Raw genomic sequence first — 16,666 nt, forward strand, 5'->3', positions numbered from 1 at the left:
GACAGTCTCACCTCTGCTCTTTACGTTCGTGTTACGCCCGGAAACCACCCGAAAGCGACTGTCCCCATCATGGCGGATCGCGGCCGCCGAGGGCAGTGGCAACCCTCGGACGCGACATCGCGTCAGATCGACGATTAGACTCGCGGCATGCCCCATCTCCGTCTCGCCCTGTGCCAGACCGACCCCTGGGTCGGTGATCTCGACCGCAACGCGGACGAGGTGGTACGCCGGACGGCCCAGGCCGTCGAGGCCGGTGCCCGGCTGATCGCCTTCCCCGAGATGGCCCTGACCGGGTACCCGGTGGAGGACCTCGCCCTGCGCCGCTCCTTCGTCGAGGCCTCCCGGTCCGCGCTGGTCGCCCTGGCCGCGCGGCTGGCCGGCGAGGGGCTGGGCGACGTGCCGGTCGTGGTCGGCTACCTGGGCCGGTCCGACCAGGCCTCGCCGCGGTTCGGCCGCCCGGCCGGGTCGCCGCAGAACTGCGCCGCGGTGCTGCACCGCGGCGGGGTGGTCACCCGGTTCGCCAAGCACCACCTGCCCAACTACGGGGTGTTCGACGAGTACCGCTGGTTCGTCCCCGGCGACCAGCTGCCGGTGCTGCGGCTGCACGGGGTGGACGTGGCGCTCGCGATCTGCGAGGACATCTGGCAGGACGGCGGCCGGGTGAGCGCCGCCCGCGAGGCCGGGGCCGGCCTGCTGCTGGTGCTCAACGGCTCGCCCTACGAGCGGAACAAGGACGACGCCCGGCTGGAACTGGTCCGGCGGCGCGCCGCCGAGGCGGGCTGCGCGCTGGCCTACGTCAACATGGTCGGCGGCCAGGACGAGCTGGTCTTCGACGGCGACTCGATCGTGGTCGGCGCGGACGGCGGGGTGCTGGGCCGCTCGCCGCAGTTCGCGGAGCACCTGCTCGTCCTCGACCTCGACCTGCCGGCCGCGAGCAGCGACCACACCGACGGGCTGCTGCTCACCGACGGCCTGCACCTGGTCCGCCGCGAACTGGGCGGCGAGCCGCTGCCCGCGCCCGCCGCGCCGCTCCGGGCCGAGGTGGCGCCCAGGATCTCGGACGAGGCCGAGATCTGGGCCGCGCTGGTCTCCGGCACCGAGGCGTACGTGCGCAAGAACGGCTTCCGCTCGGTGCTGCTCGGCCTCTCCGGTGGCATCGACTCCGCGCTGGTGGCGGCCATCGCGGTGGACGCGCTGGGGGCCGGGAACGTGCACTGCGTCTCGATGCCGAGCCGGTACTCCTCCCAGCACTCCCGGGACGACGCCGCCGAGCTGGCCCGCCGGACCGGGCTGCACTTGCGGACGGTGTCGATCGCCCCGATGGTCGACGCCTACCTGGCGGCCACCGAGCTGACCGGCCTGGCCGAGGAGAACCTGCAGTCCCGACTGCGCGGCACGCTGCTGATGGCGATCTCCAACCAGGAGGGCCACTTGGTGCTCGCGCCGGGCAACAAGAGCGAGCTGGCGGTCGGCTACTCCACGCTGTACGGCGACTCGGTCGGCGCGTTCGGTCCGATCAAGGACGTCTACAAGTCGCTGGTCCTCCGGCTCGCCCGCTGGCGCAACGAGGAGGCCGCGCGGCGCGGCGAACCGGCGCCGATCCCGGAGCACACCATCGACAAGCCGCCGTCCGCCGAGCTGCGGCCGGACCAGGTGGACACCGACTCGCTGCCCGACTACGACCTGCTGGACACCGTGCTCAGCCGCTACATCGAGGGCGACGAGGGCCGGGACTCGATCGTGGCGGCGGGCTTCGACCCGGCGGTGGTCGACCGGGTGGTGCGGCTGGTCGACACCGCCGAGTACAAGCGCCGGCAGTACCCGCCGGGCCCGAAGATCTCCGCCAAGGGCTTCGGCCGGGACCGCCGGCTGCCGATCACCAACCGCTGGCGCCGGGGCTGATCACCGGCCGGCCGGCGCCGGGGCTGATCACCGGCCGGCCGGCGATCAGCTCCGGTCCCGGCCGCCGGTGGTCACCCCTGGTAGCGGTAGGTGGCCGCGATCGCGAGGTGGTCGCTGCCGTCGTGGCCCAGGGTGCGGGAGTCGGTGGGCTTCAGACCGCCCTTGCTCATGATCTGGTCGATCCGGGCCATCGGGAAGGACGCCGGCCAGCTGAAGCCGAAGCCGTCACCGGCCGCGCCCTGGGCCGAGCGCATCTGCGAGGTGACCGGCGCCAGGCTGCGGTCGTTCATGGTGCCGTTGAGGTCACCGAGCAACAGCACCTTCTTCAGCGACTCGGCCTCGATCGCGTCACCCAGGGCCTGGGCACTGGCGTCCCGCTGGTTGACGGTGAAGCCGCCCTCGGCCTTCAGCCGGACGGACGGCAGGTGCGCGACGTACACCGCGACCGGGCCCTGCGGGGTGCCGACCTGGGCGCGGAAGGCCCTGGTCCAGCCCATCTTGATGTCCACCACCGAGACGCCGCTGATCGGGTACTTCGACCAGAGCCCGACCGTGCCCTCCACCGCGTGGTACGGGTAGCTGTCGGCCAGCCCGGTCTCGTAGGCGCGCAGCGGCCGGCCGGCCAGCTCCTGGAGCGCGACGATCTGGGCGCCCGAGTCCTTGAGCAGCTGCACCGTGCGCTGCGGATCGGTGTTGGCGGCGGCCACGTTGTGGCTGACCACCGTCCAGTCCCCGGCGCCGCCGCTCTTGTCGCTGAGCAGCCCGCCGAACATGTTGAACCAGATCACCACCGGCAGCAGCAGCGCGATCAGCGCGGTGGCGGAGCGGCGCAGCAGGGCCGGCACCAGCAGGACGGGTACGGCCAGGCCGACCCAGGGCAGGAAGGTCTCCAGCAGGCTGCCGAGATTGCCGACGGTGTTGGGCACCTCGGCGTGGAAGGCCAGCAGGGCGGCGGCGAGCAGGGCGAGGGCGGCGAGGAGCAGGCCGCGCCGCCAGGGGTTGCTGCCCCGGGCGTCCCGGCCCCAGCCGCGCAGGCCGAGGAACCCGGCGCCGGAACCGGACCGGCCGGCACCCCCCGGACCACCGGGCCCGGGACCCCCGAGGCCGGGGCCGGGGCCGGGGCCGCCGAGGTCACCGGCGCCATCGGGGCTACCGGCGCCGTCCGGGCCGGTGCCGGTGCCGGTGCCGGTGCTCCCGACGGTGGCCGGGGCCCCGCCTCCCGCCGCCGGTGCCGTCCGGTCCGTCCAGTCCGCCTGCGCCATCCCGTGGCTCCCGTTCGTTCGTGCCGTCTGCCGGTCCGACGCGCGACCCCGCCGGAGGGCGGGCACGGTGCCGGACTGGTGCCGGTTTGATCGGATTCCCGGCTCAGCCTATGCCGGGACAGACGCGGGCTCCGGGGAGCGGGTTCCGGCGTGGCCCGGTTTGGTGAGCCAGGCCACGCCGGGGAGCCGCACGGAGGCCCCCGGGCAGGTCGGTCGCGGCAGGCCGGTCGCGACGGAGCGCGGCGGGGCGGGGCGGGACGGGTCAGTCGCGGGCGGCCGGGCCGGCCAGGCCCTGGAGCAGCGCGTCGATCATCGTGGTGGCGAGCTCGGGATCGTCGAGGTCGGACTCCTCCCACAGGATGCTGCGGGTGAGGATCGGACCGATCAGCAGGTCGGCGAGGAGTTCCTCGCCGAGGTCGCCCCGGAGCACGCCCTCGGCGACGCCCCGGCGGATCAGGTCGCGCGCCATCGCCCGGCGCGGCCCGATCACCCGTTCCCGGTAGGCCGCGTGCAGCTCGGGCCAGCTGTGCATCTGGCTGAGCGCGGCCTTGAGCACCCAGCGGGAGCGCTTGGCGAGGCCGCGGATGCGCATGTACTCGACCATCGCGATCAGGTCGTCCCGGACGGCGCCGCCGGTGCTCTCCGGGACGGGCGCCTCCAGCCGGCTGACCATGTCGACCAGCAGGGCCTCCTTGTTGGGCCAGCGCCGGTAGATGGTGGCCTTGCCGACGCCGGCGGCGGTGGCGATGCCCTCGATGGTCAGCTCAGCCAGACTGCTGCCGGCCGCCATGAGCTCCTCGACGGCGGTGAAAATGGCCTGCTCGGCCGCCTCGCTGCGCGGGCGGCCCCGCCGCGGGCTCGTGCAGTCCGGCGCGACCGTGGTGTCCGTCTTCATCCCCGCTGGTCTCCCTCGATGGTCGCGGGCGCGCGGCGCCGTTCCAGTACCGATTGTCGTCCGCACTCCGGCCCGGTGGAAGCCGCCGTACGCACATGGCCCCGGCCGCCCGGACGGGTCCGGGCGGCCAGGGGCCCATTCTCGCTCAGCTCGGCCGCAGCTCAGCCGGGGTCCGGCCGGCCGCGGCCGGTCAGGCGTCGGCCGCTTCGGTCTCCCGCACGGGGCCGGCCGCCTTCGCCGGGGCGGGTGCGCCCCCCGGCGCGCCGCCGGGGCCGCCCGCCGTGATCCGGCCGGGGAGCAGGAACCAGGCGAGCAGTGCGCCGATCGCGGTGACTCCGGCCGAGAGGCCGGCCACCACGTGCATGGCGTCGATGAAGGAGGCGTTCGCCGGGCCGATCAGCTCGGCGCCCTGCGGCCCGAGCCGGCCGGCCACGGCCATGGTGGCCTCCAGGGACTCACCGGCCTTCTCCCGCAGCGCGCCGGCCGGCAGCTTGTCCAGCTGGTCGGACATCCCGTTGCGGTAGACGGTGGAGAGCACCGCGCCGAGCACGGCCACCCCGAGCGAGCCGCCGACCTGGCGGAAGGTGTTGTTGATCGCCGAACCGGCACCGGCCTTCTCGCGCGGCAGCGAGCCCATGATCGCGACGGTGACCGGCGGCATCACGTGCGCCATGCCGCTGCCCATCAGCAGGCCGAGGACCACCAGCACCCAGATCGGCGTGTCGACGTCGAGCAGCAGGTAGCCGAGGAAGCCGATCGCGATCAGGGCCATGCCGCCGGCGCAGGTGGCGCGGACGCCGAAGCGGTCCACCACCAGCCGGGCCCGCGGCGCGAACAGCAGCTGGGCGGCGGCCAGCGGCAGCATCAGCATGCCGGCCTGCAGGGCGCTGTAGCCGCGCACGCTCTGGGTGTAGAAGACGCCGAAGAAGGAGACGCCCATCAGCGCGAAGAAGACCACGCCGACGACGACCACGGAGGCGCTGAACACCTTGTTGCGGAACCAGCTGATGTCCAGCGCGGGGTACGCGGTGCGGCGCTCGAACCAGACGAAGGCGACCAGCGCGACCACGCCGACCAGCACCGGCCCCCAGGCCTCCGGGGAGGTGAAGTCGGCCAGCTCGCCGCCCTTGATGATGCCGAAGATCAGCGCGACCAGGCCGATGATCGAGAGCAGCACGCCGATCGGGTCGAGCCGGCCCGGGTTCGGGTCCTTGGACTCGGGCACCAGCAGCACCATCGCGATCACGGCGACCACCACGATCGGGACGTTGATCAGGAAGACCGAGCCCCACCAGAAGTGCTCGATCAGCAGGCCGCCGGTGATCGGGCCGATCGCGATGGCCAGGCCGACCGCGCCGGCCCAGATGCCGATCGCCTTGGGCTGCTCGGCGCGCTCGAAGACGTTCATGATGATGGCGAGCGTGGCGGGCATCGCCAGCGCGCCGCCGACCCCCATCAGCGCGCGGTAGCCGATGAGTTCACCCGGCGAGGCGGCCATCGCGGAGAGCAGCGAGGCGATCCCGAAGACCACCATGCCGGCCAGCAGGGCGCGCTTGCGGCCGAACCGGTCACCGAGCAGGCCCGCCGTGAACAGCAGCCCGGCGAAGACCAGGGTGTACGAGTTGATCGACCATTCCAGGTCGCTCTGGCTGGCGCCGAGCCCGGTGGGCGCGGGTGACGCGATGGTCTTCATCGCGACGTTCAGGATCGAGTTGTCGAGGACGACGACGAGGAGGGCGAGCACCAGGGTGCACAGGATCGCCCAGCGTCGGCGGTGGATGGCTTCCGGCACCCGAGGTGGCGCGGCTGCGGTGGTCATTGCGGTCTTCCCGTCCGTGGTGGCGTGTCACTGGCGGGCATTTGCGAGTCGTGTGCGTCTCGTAACCCCCGCGATCACCCTAGCGCGACTTTCGATACGAGACGAATCCGTTTCGTAAAGCTCGGGCAAAGGCTCGGCGCCGGGCCGGCGCGGCGAGCCGCACCGGGCCGGCCGCGTCGGTCGGCCGGGCCGGGTGCCGCACCGGGCGCCCGGCCGGTGTGCCCTAGATCGCAGCGCGGTCCGGGCACGCCTCTTTGCGCCCGCGCCGGGGCGTGCAAGCATGGAGGGGATCCGGGGACGCCACACGGCGCCACGAGACGACAACCCTTCAGGAGCCTGTTCGATGAACGCTTCTTCGCCTTCGCCTGCCCAGAACCAGGCGTCGACCGCGACCCTCTACGGCGGGGTCACCAACCGCCGCGTCACCGTCCGCGACCTCGCCGCCGCCAAGCAGCGCGGCGAGAAGTGGTCGATGCTCACCGCCTACGACGCGCTCACCGCGGGCGTCTTCGACGAGGCCGGCACCCCCGTCCTGCTGGTCGGCGACTCGGCGGCCAACTGCCACCTCGGCTACGAGACCACCGTGCCGGTGACCATGGATCAGATGGTGATGCTCTCCGCCGCCGTCGTCCGCGGCACCAAGCGCGCCATGATCGTCGCCGACCTGCCCTTCGGCTCCTACCAGGAGTCCCCCGCGCAGGCCATGCACAACGCCGTCCGGCTGATGAAGGACGCCGGGGTCGGCGCGGTCAAGCTGGAGGGCGGCGAGCGCAGCGCCCGTTCGATCGAGCTGCTGGTCGAGGCCGGCATCCCGGTGATGGCCCACATCGGCCTCACCCCGCAGTCCGTGCACGCCTTCGGCGGCTACCCCGTCCAGGGCCGGGGCGACGAGGCGGCGCACCGGATGCTGCGCGACGCCAAGGCCGTCCAGCAGGCCGGCGCCTTCGCCGTCGTCCTGGAGGCCGTCCCCGCCGAGCTGGCCGCCCAGGTCACCGAGCAGCTGGCGATCCCGACCGTCGGCATCGGCGCCGGGGTGGACACCGACGCGCAGGTGCTGGTCTGGACGGACATGGCCGGCATGACGGCGGGCCGGGTCCCGAAGTTCGTCAAGCAGTACGCCGACCTGCGGGCCGTCCTCGGCGAGGCCGCCCGCGAGTTCGCCGCCGACGTGCAGTCCGGCGCCTTCCCGGCCCCGGAGCACACCTTCCACTGACCCGGGGCACACCCTCCACTGACCGGCCGGTACGGGCCCCGCTCCGCTCGGAGCGGGGCCCCACCCGTGCTCGGGACGCCGCACCGGGAGCGCCGCGACAGCGGGATGACAGCGGGCCGCCCGGGCCCGGGCACACCGTGACAGCAGACTGTCAGTGGGGTCGGACAGTCTGGGGGGCATGACACGAATCGCCACTGCCCCGAACGACCGGGGGCCCGCCGCGGGCAATGCCGTAGAGGTGCGCGGCATCGTCAAGCACTACGGCGCGACCAAGGCACTCGACGGTGTCGACCTCACCGTCCGCGAGGGCACCGTGCTCGGCGTGCTCGGCCCGAACGGCGCCGGCAAGACCACGCTCGTCCGGGTCCTCTCCACGCTGATCAAGCCGGACGCCGGCACGGCCTTCGTCGGCGGCTACGACGTGCTGCGCCAGCCCAAGCAACTGCGCCGCACGATAGGCCTGACCGGCCAGTACGCCTCCGTCGACGAGATGCTCTCCGGCTACGAGAACCTCTACCTGATCGGCCGGCTGCTGGACCTCTCCCGCAAGGACGCCAAGGCCCGCGCCACCGAGCTGCTGGAGCGCTTCTCGCTCACCGAGGCCGCCAAGCGCGTCGCCAAGACCTACTCCGGCGGCATGCGCCGCCGCCTCGACCTGGCCGCCAGCATGATCGGCCGGCCCCGGGTCCTCTACTTGGACGAGCCCACCACCGGCCTGGACCCGCGCACCCGCAACGAGGTCTGGGACGAGGTGCAGCGGATGGTCGGCGAGGGCACCACCGTGCTGCTCACCACCCAGTACATGGAGGAGGCCGAGCAGCTCGCGAACGAGCTGACCGTGATCGACCGCGGCCGGGTGATCGCCTCCGGCGGGGTGGCCGAGCTCAAGGCCCAGGTCGGCGGCCAGACCCTGCAGGTCCGCCCGGCGCACCCGGGCGAGCTCTCCGAGATGGCCCGCTGCCTGCGCGAGAGCGGCATCGCCGGGGCCACCGTCTCGGCCGACACCGGCCTGCTGTCGGTCCCGATCACCGACGAGGCGCAGCTGACCGCCGTGGTCGGGGTGCTCGGGACCCGCGGTTTCGCCATCGCCGGCATCGACACCCTGGTCCCCAGCCTGGACGAGGTCTTCCTCACCATCACCGGCAAGCCCGCGACCGTCGCGGCCGCCGCCCCGAGCCTCGCCAAGGAGCCCGTCGCATGACCACCGCAACGCTCGCCCCCGCCCGGGTGGAGGACACCCGGATCGGCCTGGCCGGCACCTTCCGGCACATCGGGGCGCTGACCCGCCGCAACCTGATGCGGATCAAGGCGGACCCGGAGTCGATGTTCGACGCGGTGCTGATGCCGATCATCTTCACCGTGCTCTTCGTCTACGTCTTCGGCGGGGCGATCTCCGGCGGCCAGGACGCGTACAAGCAGTACATGATCCCCGGTCTGCTCGGGCAGACCGGCCTCACCCTGGCGATGGCCGTCGGCACCGGTCTGAACAGCGACTTCCAGACCGGGGTGATGGACCGCTTCCGCACCCTGCCGATCGGACGCTCCGCCGTCCTGCTCTCCAAGATCGCCGCCGAGACCTGCCGGGCGCTGGTCTCCTTCGCCATCCTGATCGGCTTCGCGCTGATCCTCGGCTTCGAGGTGAAGACCGGACCGCTGGAGGCGCTGGCCGCGGTCGGCCTCTCGCTGGTCTTCGGCATGTCGATCGTCTGGATCTCGATGCTGCTCGGCATGGCGATGAAGAGCGCCCAGGCCGTCCAGGGAGTGTCCATGCTCGTCCTGATGCCGATGCAGTTCGGCAGCTCGATCTTCGCGCCGACCGACACCATGCCGGGCTGGCTGCAGTCCTTCACCAAGGTGAACCCGCTCTCGGCGCTCGCCGACGCCTGCCGCGCGCTGCTCAACGGCGAGGGCGCGGTGGCCCACCCGGTGCTCATCGTGCTCGGCTGGTCGATCGGCATCACCGCGGTCTTCGCGCCGCTCGCGGTGGCCCGGTTCCGCAAGCGGACCTGAGGGCCCGCACCACCTGGTCCGCCGGCCGGCCGACCCCTGGGACGGGGGGTCAGCCGGCCGGCCAGTCGATCATCCGCTCCAGCAGCGCGTTCGCCTCGGCGATCGAGCGGCAGGCGCCCAGCGCGCGGGCCTCGGCGAAGGCGTCCTCACCCAGCCGGGCCCGCAGGCCCGCCTCGGTCCGCTCGCTCTCCACCCGCTCCAGGTAGCCGCCCTTGGGCCCGGTCAGACCGACGTGCGCGCCGAGCAGGACCGCCGCCCGGCGGGCCGCCTCGTCGTCGTCGTCCCGCTCGGCGTACGCCCACAGGACACCGACCGCCGGGAGCACCATCATCACGGACATCTGCTCCGCGAAACCGCTCGTGGTGTCCGTCAGCTCGCGCAGCAACCGCCGCCCCTCCCGCAGGAGTTCCATCCCGCGGTCCGGGTCCCCGGAACGGGCCACCATCCAGCCCCGGGTGACCGTCAGCAGCCCGCCGACCAGGCCGGGGGCGAAGCCGCCCACCTTGGTCCCGCTCAGCTGGTCCAGCTCGCGCAGCGCGGCGTCGAACTCACCGCGCTGGGCGTGCACCGCGCAGAGCATCAGGTGCCCGAAGAGCAGCGCGCCGTTGGCCGCGTGGCTCTCGCCCGGCTCGACCGAGGCCAGGGCCTCCCGGATGTGCCGCTCGCCGGCGTCGAGGTCGATGCCGAGCATCGCACCGCCGAGCTGTACCTGCAGCATCGGCACCTCCTGCGGGGCGCCCAGCAGTTCGGCCAGCTCGATGGCGCGCTCGTACGCGACGACGGCCTCCTCGGACCGGCCCTCGTTGGACATCGACTCGCCGCGGGCCGCGTAGGCCTGGGACATCCCCCACCGGTCGCCGCAGCGCCGGAACAGCTCCAGCGACTCCTCGCCGTCGCGCAGGGACTGCTCCATCCCGCCGGGCCAGTCGTTCATCATCTTGGCCCGGATCTGCAGGATGAACGCCAGGTCGTTGTCGCTGCCGTGCACGCGGCAGCCGTCCACCGCGTCGTTCAGCAGGTCGCGCAGCAGCTCCAGCTTGCCGGCCAGGAACGCCCCGAACACCCGCATCAGGCCCGGGAACCGGTAGGCCTGCGGGAGGTCCGGGGTGTACGCGTCGAGCAGGTTCCGGGAGAGCCGCAGCGCCTCCGGGTCGCCGAGCACCTCCAGGTTGCCCTCGAAGAGCCCGACCAGCCGGTACATCACCACCTCGCGGCGGGCCTCCTCGGCCACCCTCGGCGGCAGCGGCATGCCGTACTCCAGCACCGGCCGCTCCAGCGGCCGCAGCGGCAGGGTGGCCGGGTCGAAGGGGTCCGGGCCGAGCGCGGCCACCGCCTCGTACCACTCCCGGGCCTCCAGCCCGAAGCCGCGCAGCGACCAGTACCAGCTCATGCCGAGCACGAGGACCAGTGCCTCGTGCTCGTCGCCGCGGTCGACCGCCCGCCGCAGCGCCGCCCGGATGTTCTCCTGCTCCCGCTCCAGCACCGCCAGCCAGGTCAGCTGCTCCGGTCCGTGCAGGCGCAGTTCGGCGGTCCGGACCAGCTCGCGGAAGTGCTCGACGTGCCGGCGCCCGGTCTCGCTCCGCTCGGCCGCCTCGGCCAGCCGCTCGGTGGCGTACTCGTGGATGGTCTCCAGCATCCGGTAGCGGGGCAGGCCCTCGCCGCCCAGGTCGGCCACCAGCAGCGACTTGTCGACCAGCGAGAGCAGGGCGTCCGCGACCTCCTCGCGGGGCACCTCGGCCTCGTCGGCGCAGATCGCCTCGGCGTCCTCCAGCCGCCAGCCGCCGGCGAAGACCGAGAGCCGGCGCAGCACCGCCCGCTCCTGCTTGCCCAGCAGGTCCCAGCTCCAGTCGACCACCGCGCGCAGGGTCTGCTGACGGGGCAGCAGGGTGCGGCTGCCGCCGGTGAGCAGCGCGAAGCGGCCGTCCAGCCGGTCGGCGATCTGGCGGGCCGTCATCACCCGCAGCCGGGCGGCGGCCAGTTCGATGGCGAGCGGCAGGCCGTCCAGCCGGCGGCAGATCTCGGCACAGGCGGCCGGATCGCTCTGCGGGTCGAAGCCCGGGCGGGCGGCGGCGGCGCGCTCGACGAGCAGCCGCAGCGCGACCGGGTCGGGCAGCGGCTCGACCGGCAGGACGCTCTCCCCGGGGACACCGAGCGGTTCGCGGCTGGTGGCGAGGACGGTGAGGCCGGGGCACTCGGCGAGCAGCTGGTCGGTGAGGTCGGCGGCGGCCTGGATCAGGTGCTCGCAGTTGTCCAGCACGAGCAGCATCCGGCGGTGGCCGCAGTACTCGACCAGCCGGCGGAGCGGATCCTCCGCGCGGCTCTCCAGCGCCTCGGCGACCAGGCTGCCGGTGTGCAGCAGCGTCTCGCGCAGCCCGAGCGCGGAGACCACCGCGGCCGGGACGGCGAGCGGGCTCTCCAGCGGGGCGAGTTCGGCCAGCCAGACGCCGTCCGGCCAGTGGCCGGCGGCCTGCTCGACGCGGCCGGCCTCGATCGAGAGCCTGGTCTTGCCGGAGCCGCCGGGGCCGGTCAGGGTGACCAACCGGCTGCCGGCCAGGGCGGTGCGCAGTGCGCCGAGGTCGTCCTCCCGGCCGACGAAGCTGGTGAGCCGGCCGCGCAGATTGCCCGCGCCGCGGGTCGGCGCCGCCGGCGGTGCCTGCTCGGGAGCCGGCGGCGGCCCGGACGGCCTTGGCGCCCCGACCGGGGCCAGCAGTTCGGCGTGCAGGTCCTGGAGGCGGCGGCCCGGATCGACGCCGAGCTCGTCCGCCAGGGCGTGCCTGGTCCGCTCGTAGTGACGCAGCGCCTCGGCGGTGCGCCCGCTCTCGTGCAGGGACCGGATCATCAGGTACTGCAGGGGCTCGTCCAGCGGCTGCCGCTCGCAGAGCTCGGCGAGTTCGGCGGTGAGTTCGGCGGCCCGGCCGAGACCGAGGTCGGCGGTGATCCGGTGCCGGCGGGCCTCGTCCCGCTGGGCCTCCAGCCGGGTGGCGGGGCCGCCGCGGTCGGGGAGGTCGGCGAGGGCCGGTCCGCGCCAGAGCGCCAGGGCGGCGCGCAGCCGCTCGGCGGCCAGCGCGTGGTCGGCCTCCTCCAGTGCCCGGCGGCCCTCGCCGGCCAGCCGCTGGAAGTCGCCGAGGTCCGTCCGCGGCTCGGTCAGCCAGTAGCCGGCCGGGCCGGAGCCGACCTGGTCGCGGCCGACGGTGCGGCGCAGCCGGCCGACCAGGGTCTGCAGCGCGGCGGAGGAGTCCTGCGGTGGCTCGGTGTCCCACACCTCGTCCACCAGGAGGTCGGCCGGCACCGGCCGTCCCTGCCGCAGGACCAGCGCGGCGAGCAGCGCCCGCAGCCGGGCACCGCCGAGCGGGACCGGCGTGCCGTCGTCGTGGTGGGCGGTGGTGGTACCGAGGATGCCGTAGTGCACCCGCCCATTCTGGTCGATGAAGGGTCGTGCCACGCACGCATTTCCGGGCCGGCCCCGGAGACCGGAACCGGGACCGCTGCTCCGGACGTTCACCGGGGACGGCTTGTCCGGCAACGGGCCCGCCGGGCATGATCGGTCCCCTGCCCGCACCCCAGACCCCCGGAGCGACCACGTCATGACCTTCGCCGCAACGCAGCGCTCGCGCCGCGAGGACCGACGGATCAGCCCGGTGTTCTGGGCCATGCTGGCCACCCTCGCGACCTCCGGCTGGGCGGTCTACGCGGGCTACGGCAACGCCCGGTTCGGGATCTTCCTGTTCGTGGTGGCGGGCTGGATGGTCTCGCTCTGCCTGCACGAGTACGCGCACGCCCGCACCGCCCTGCACGGCGGCGACATCACCGTCGGTGCCAAGGGCTACCTCACGCTCAACCCGCTCAAGTACGCGAACGCGCTGCTCAGCTTCGTGCTGCCGATCGTCTTCGTGCTGCTCGGCGGCATCGGCCTGCCCGGCGGGGCGGTCTGGATCGAGCGGCACCGGATCAACGGGCGGCTCAAGCACAGCCTGATCTCGGCGGCCGGCCCGCTGGTGAACCTGGCCGCCGCGGTGCTGATCCTGGTCCCGGTGGGCGCCGGCTGGCTGGACGGCACCGAGGTGCACGCGGTCTGGAACGGCTACGAGCTGAGCGTGTCGCCGCTGGCGCTGGCCCTGGGCTTCCTCGGCATGCTGCAGCTCAGCGCGACCCTGCTGAACCTGCTGCCGGTGCCGGGTCTGGACGGCTACGGGATCATCGAGCCCTGGCTGTCCCACAAGGCCCGCCGGGCGGTCGAGCCGTTCGCCCCGTACGGGATGCTGGCGATCTTCGCGCTGCTCTGGCAGCCCGAGGTGAACCACTACTTCTTCGAGGCCGTCTACGGCGTGATGGACCTGCTCGGCGTCGACCGGCTGTACGCCCAGGTCGGCCACGACCTGTTCACCTTCTGGAAGAACTAGCCGGCCGGCTTCAGGAGGCCGCGGCGCGCTCGGCCGCGGCCTTCGCCAGCTTCGCCCGGCGCAGGTTCAGCCAGAGGACGTTGCTGGCCACGCCGGCCAGCGGGATCCAGACCAGGCCCACCCAGTCGCCCCGCACCAGGGAGACCACGGCTGCGGCCAGCGCGAGGACGACGACGATCGAGGCGAAGAGGGACGTGCGGGGCATGGCGGGGGGCTCCTAGGGCCGGGTGACGGACGGCCCCCATTCTCGCCGATCTCACCCCCGGGCCGGGCCCGGGGGTGAGATCGGCGCGCCCCGGCGCCGGTCAGACGTCGGTGATCCGCAGGCCCGCGTGGGCCTTGTAGCGGCGGTTGACCGAGATCAGGTTGGCGACCAGGGACTCCACCTGGTGGGCGTTGCGCAGCCGGCCGGCGAAGATGCCGCGCATCCCGGGGATCCGGGCGGCCAGCGCCTGGACCAGGTCGGTGGCGGCCCGCTCGTCGCCCAGCACCATCACGTCGGTGTCGATCCGCTCGACCGACTCGTCCTGGAGCAGCACCGCCGAGAGGTGGTGGAAGGCGGCGGTGACCCGGGAGTCCGGCAGCAGCGCGGCGGCCTGCTGGGCGGCACTGCCCTCCTCCGGCACCAGCGCGTACGCGCCCTGCTTGTCGAAGCCGAGCGGGTTGACGCAGTCCACCACGATCTTCCCGGCCAGCTCTTCGCGGAGGGCGGTGAGGGTGGCGGCGTGCCCGTCCCAGGGCACCGCGACGATCACGATGTCGCTCTCGCGCGCGGTGGTCGCGTTGTCGGCGCCGCGCACGCCGAGGCCGAGTTCGGCCGCCGAGGCCTCGGCGCGCGCCGCGTCGCGGGAGCCGATGATCACCTGCTGGCCGGCCTTGGCGAGCCGGTGGGCGAGCCCCCGCCCCTGGTCGCCGGTGCCACCGAGGACACCGACCACCAGCTGCGAGACGTCCGGCAGCTCGTGGGCCGGGTTTGTCGCTGAATCGAGGGAAGTCATGGGCCGATCCTGCCAAACGCCCGGCCCGCCGCGACATTCTGTGGCCCATGGACGAGGTGAGAGTTTCGGCACTCCGCGAGCGCCTGACCGGCACGGGCTGGCTGGAGGCGGTCGGCGGCTTCGCCGGCTCGCTGCGCCACGCCGTCTCCCGGCGCGGGGCGGGCGCGCTGCTGCTGGTCGGCACCGAGGAGTACGAGCCCTGGCACCTGGCCGCCCATCTGGACGACGAGGCGGCCTGGTCCGACGTCCCCCGGCTGGCGCCGACCCTGCTGCGGCACCGGGTGCCCGCTCGGGCGCCGGCCCATCTGGCGCACGGCCTGCGGCGGCTGACCGAGGCCGGGCGCGGGGCGACGGTGCTGGTGGTGGCGCCCACGGCGGCCGGGGCGCCGCTGCTCGAACGGGTCCACGACGCGCGACGGGGCGGGGCGACCGTGCTCGCCCTGGACGGCCCCGCCGAGCGGGGCGAGCTGGCGGGGCTGGCGCACGAGCGGCTGGCGGTCGGCACCGGCGAGGAGGAGCCGTTCGACCTCGCGCAGCACCTGGTCAGCGCCGCTGCCGGGCAGGCGCCGGCCCGGCGCGGCGCGCTCGGCCGGCTGGCGGCGCTGGCCGGGCGGCTCGGCTCGGGGCCGGGGCTCAGCCGCTGGTAGCGGCGGGCGGGGGCAGACGGCACCCGAAGCGGTGGGACGGGCGAAAATCCGTTGCGGCCCCGAGGGGGCGGCGCCGAGGATGGTCGTTCGTGAACGACGCCGAACCACCTCCGTCCGGGCGAGTCCGGACACTGCTGACCTCCCTGCGCCCCGACCTGGCACCCTGGCACTCCTCCCGGGACTTCCGGCTGCTCTGGCTCTCGGGCTGCATCACCAGCCTCGGCAGCTTCCTCACCTACGTCGCCGTGCCGATGCAGATCAAGGACCTCACCGGCTCCTCCTTCGCGGTCGGCCTGGTCGGCGCCTTCGAGCTGGTGCCGCTGATCGTCTTCGGCCTCTGGGGCGGCGCCCTGGCCGACGCGCTGGACCGGCGCAAGCTGGTGCTGTTCTCGGAGGCCGGGCTCGGCCTGCTCACCGGTCTGCTGCTGATCAACGCGCTGCTGCCGACACCGGTGCTCTGGCCGGTCTACCTGGTGGCCGCCCTGGTCGCCGCGACCGACGGCCTGCAGCGCCCGGCCTTGGACTCGCTGACCCCGCGGATCGTCCCGCACGACCAACTGACCGCCGCTTTCGCGCTCAACTCGCTCTACCGCAACGCCGGTTCGGTGGCCGGCCCGGCGCTGGCCGGGATCATCGTGGCCTTCGCCGGGGTCCAGACCGCCTACGCGCTGGACGTGCTCACCTTCGGCGCCTCGCTGCTGCTGCTCGCCCGGATCCGCGCGGTGCCGCCGCCCACCGGCGCCGAGAAGCCGTCCGTGCGGGCCGTCCTGACCGGGGTCCGCTACGCCTGGAGCCGCAAGGACCTGCTGGGCACCTACGCGATCGACGTCTGCGCGATGCTGTTCGCCTTCCCGGTGGCGATCTTCCCCTTCCTGGCCTCGGAGCTGGGCGCCGACTGGGCGCTCGGCCCGATGTACGCGGCCTCGGCGGTGGGCGCGCTGGCGGTCTCGGCGACCAGCGGCTGGACGTCCCGGGTCCACCGGCACGGCCGGCTGCTGGTGGTGGCCGCGCTCGGCTGGGGCGCGGCGATGGCCCTGGCCGGTCTCTGCGGCGCCGTCTGGCCGGTGCTGCTCTGCCTCGCCCTGGCCGGCGGGGCCGACCAGATCAGCGGGATCGCCCGCTCGACCATGTGGAACCAGTCCATCCCCGACGAGGTGCGCGGCCGGATGGCCGGTGTCGAGCTGCTCAGCTACTCGGTCGGCCCGCAGCTCGGCCAGGTCCGGGCGGGCGGGATGGCCGGTCTGGTCGGCGTCCGGGCCTCGGTCTGGGCCGGCGGTGTGGCCTGCGTGGTCGGCGTGCTGGCGCTCGCCGCCGCGCTGCCCCGGCTGCTCTCGTACGACGACCGCACCGACCCGCACGCGGCGGCGGTGCGCGCCGAGCACGCGAAGGCCGAGGAGGCACGGGCCCGGGCGGCGGTCTGACCGGCCCGGTCCGGTGCCACGCTCCGAGAAAGTAAGTGACACGGGTGGCTTGAGACTATTACTCTGGACTCCGTTGACGTCCGGCGAGCGGAGGGTGGC

At 73.9% G+C, this 16,666-nt stretch carries 13 protein-coding genes; 7 read left to right on the plus strand and 6 right to left on the minus strand.

What is annotated here, in order from left to right; genetic code table 11:
- Positions 1-147: 147 nt before the first annotated feature.
- The gene (locus tag ABZ497_RS01875) at positions 148-1,902 is read left to right on the plus strand and encodes an NAD+ synthase (protein WP_359802787.1); all 1,755 of its coding nucleotides are present in this window, start codon (positions 148-150) and stop codon (positions 1,900-1,902) included.
- 71 nt (positions 1,903-1,973) lie between these two features.
- On the opposite strand, the gene ABZ497_RS01880 is transcribed toward ABZ497_RS01875, so the two are convergent.
- The 3 genes from ABZ497_RS01880 to ABZ497_RS01890 all read right to left on the minus strand — a co-directional run bounded on the left by ABZ497_RS01880 (position 1,974) and on the right by ABZ497_RS01890 (position 5,878).
- Positions 1,974-3,164 carry an endonuclease/exonuclease/phosphatase family protein gene (locus ABZ497_RS01880; RefSeq protein WP_359802789.1) on the minus strand — a complete coding sequence of 397 codons (1,191 nt, stop codon included), beginning with the start codon at positions 3,162-3,164 and terminating at the stop codon, positions 1,974-1,976.
- 262 nt (positions 3,165-3,426) lie between these two features.
- The gene (locus ABZ497_RS01885) at positions 3,427-4,059 is read right to left on the minus strand and encodes a TetR/AcrR family transcriptional regulator (protein WP_359802790.1); all 633 of its coding nucleotides are present in this window, start codon (positions 4,057-4,059) and stop codon (positions 3,427-3,429) included.
- A gap of 190 nt (positions 4,060-4,249) precedes the next feature.
- Positions 4,250-5,878 carry an MFS transporter gene (locus tag ABZ497_RS01890; RefSeq protein WP_359802792.1) on the minus strand — a complete coding sequence of 543 codons (1,629 nt, stop codon included), beginning with the start codon at positions 5,876-5,878 and terminating at the stop codon, positions 4,250-4,252.
- A gap of 343 nt (positions 5,879-6,221) precedes the next feature.
- On the opposite strand from ABZ497_RS01890, the gene panB reads away from it, so the two are divergent.
- The 3 genes from panB (at position 6,222) to ABZ497_RS01905 (ending at position 9,101) form a co-directional block, all read left to right on the plus strand.
- A complete protein-coding gene (gene panB, locus ABZ497_RS01895) occupies positions 6,222-7,091 on the plus strand; it encodes a 3-methyl-2-oxobutanoate hydroxymethyltransferase (RefSeq protein ID WP_329487377.1) in 870 nt (289 codons plus the stop codon).
- A gap of 178 nt (positions 7,092-7,269) precedes the next feature.
- Complete coding sequence (locus ABZ497_RS01900) at positions 7,270-8,292, plus strand: ATP-binding cassette domain-containing protein (protein ID WP_329487378.1); 1,023 nt, start codon at positions 7,270-7,272, stop codon at positions 8,290-8,292.
- A complete protein-coding gene (locus ABZ497_RS01905) occupies positions 8,289-9,101 on the plus strand; it encodes an ABC transporter permease (RefSeq protein ID WP_329487379.1) in 813 nt (270 codons plus the stop codon). Before ABZ497_RS01900 ends, ABZ497_RS01905 begins: the two co-directional genes overlap by 4 nt.
- A gap of 49 nt (positions 9,102-9,150) precedes the next feature.
- Here ABZ497_RS01905 and ABZ497_RS01910 read toward each other — a convergent pair whose 3' ends face one another.
- Positions 9,151-12,543 carry a BTAD domain-containing putative transcriptional regulator gene (locus ABZ497_RS01910; protein ID WP_359802794.1) on the minus strand — a complete coding sequence of 1,131 codons (3,393 nt, stop codon included), beginning with the start codon at positions 12,541-12,543 and terminating at the stop codon, positions 9,151-9,153.
- Between the two features lie 142 nt (positions 12,544-12,685).
- Here ABZ497_RS01910 and ABZ497_RS01915 point away from each other — a divergent pair, with 142 nt between their 5' ends.
- Positions 12,686-13,501, plus strand: coding sequence for a site-2 protease family protein (locus ABZ497_RS01915; protein WP_329487382.1), 816 nt, complete (start codon positions 12,686-12,688; stop codon positions 13,499-13,501).
- A gap of 10 nt (positions 13,502-13,511) precedes the next feature.
- Here ABZ497_RS01915 and ABZ497_RS01920 read toward each other — a convergent pair whose 3' ends face one another.
- Entirely contained in the window at positions 13,512-13,706 is a 195-nt protein-coding gene (locus ABZ497_RS01920) for a hypothetical protein (protein ID WP_329487383.1), read from the minus strand.
- A gap of 100 nt (positions 13,707-13,806) precedes the next feature.
- Entirely contained in the window at positions 13,807-14,499 is a 693-nt protein-coding gene (gene npdG / locus ABZ497_RS01925) for an NADPH-dependent F420 reductase (RefSeq protein WP_329487384.1), read from the minus strand.
- A gap of 47 nt (positions 14,500-14,546) precedes the next feature.
- Between npdG and ABZ497_RS01930 the strand changes: the two genes are divergently transcribed.
- A complete protein-coding gene (locus ABZ497_RS01930) occupies positions 14,547-15,146 on the plus strand; it encodes a hypothetical protein (protein WP_329487386.1) in 600 nt (199 codons plus the stop codon).
- 89 nt (positions 15,147-15,235) lie between these two features.
- Positions 15,236-16,567 carry an MFS transporter gene (locus tag ABZ497_RS01935; protein ID WP_329487387.1) on the plus strand — a complete coding sequence of 444 codons (1,332 nt, stop codon included), beginning with the start codon at positions 15,236-15,238 and terminating at the stop codon, positions 16,565-16,567.
- The last annotated feature ends 99 nt before the right edge of the window (positions 16,568-16,666 follow it).

The sequence above is a fragment of the Kitasatospora sp. NPDC005751 genome (genome assembly GCF_040630835.1).
In the GTDB taxonomy this organism is placed as follows: domain Bacteria; phylum Actinomycetota; class Actinomycetes; order Streptomycetales; family Streptomycetaceae; genus Kitasatospora.

What these genes read in the sequence shown, in the direction of transcription:
- npdG (WP_329487384.1), bottom strand. Translation starts at nt 14,499, where the DNA reads ATGACTTCCCTCGATTCAGCGACAAACCCGGCCCACGAGCTGCCGGAC.
- ABZ497_RS01880 (WP_359802789.1), bottom strand. Translation starts at nt 3,164, where the DNA reads ATGGCGCAGGCGGACTGGACGGACCGGACGGCACCGGCGGCGGGAGGC.
- ABZ497_RS01905 (WP_329487379.1), top strand. Translation starts at nt 8,289, where the DNA reads ATGACCACCGCAACGCTCGCCCCCGCCCGGGTGGAGGACACCCGGATC.
- ABZ497_RS01890 (WP_359802792.1), bottom strand. Translation starts at nt 5,878, where the DNA reads ATGACCACCGCAGCCGCGCCACCTCGGGTGCCGGAAGCCATCCACCGC.
- ABZ497_RS01920 (WP_329487383.1), bottom strand. Translation starts at nt 13,706, where the DNA reads ATGCCCCGCACGTCCCTCTTCGCCTCGATCGTCGTCGTCCTCGCGCTG.
- ABZ497_RS01915 (WP_329487382.1), top strand. Translation starts at nt 12,686, where the DNA reads ATGACCTTCGCCGCAACGCAGCGCTCGCGCCGCGAGGACCGACGGATC.
- panB (WP_329487377.1), top strand. Translation starts at nt 6,222, where the DNA reads ATGAACGCTTCTTCGCCTTCGCCTGCCCAGAACCAGGCGTCGACCGCG.
- ABZ497_RS01885 (WP_359802790.1), bottom strand. Translation starts at nt 4,059, where the DNA reads ATGAAGACGGACACCACGGTCGCGCCGGACTGCACGAGCCCGCGGCGG.
- ABZ497_RS01875 (WP_359802787.1), top strand. Translation starts at nt 148, where the DNA reads ATGCCCCATCTCCGTCTCGCCCTGTGCCAGACCGACCCCTGGGTCGGT.
- ABZ497_RS01930 (WP_329487386.1), top strand. Translation starts at nt 14,547, where the DNA reads ATGGACGAGGTGAGAGTTTCGGCACTCCGCGAGCGCCTGACCGGCACG.
- ABZ497_RS01900 (WP_329487378.1), top strand. Translation starts at nt 7,270, where the DNA reads ATGACACGAATCGCCACTGCCCCGAACGACCGGGGGCCCGCCGCGGGC.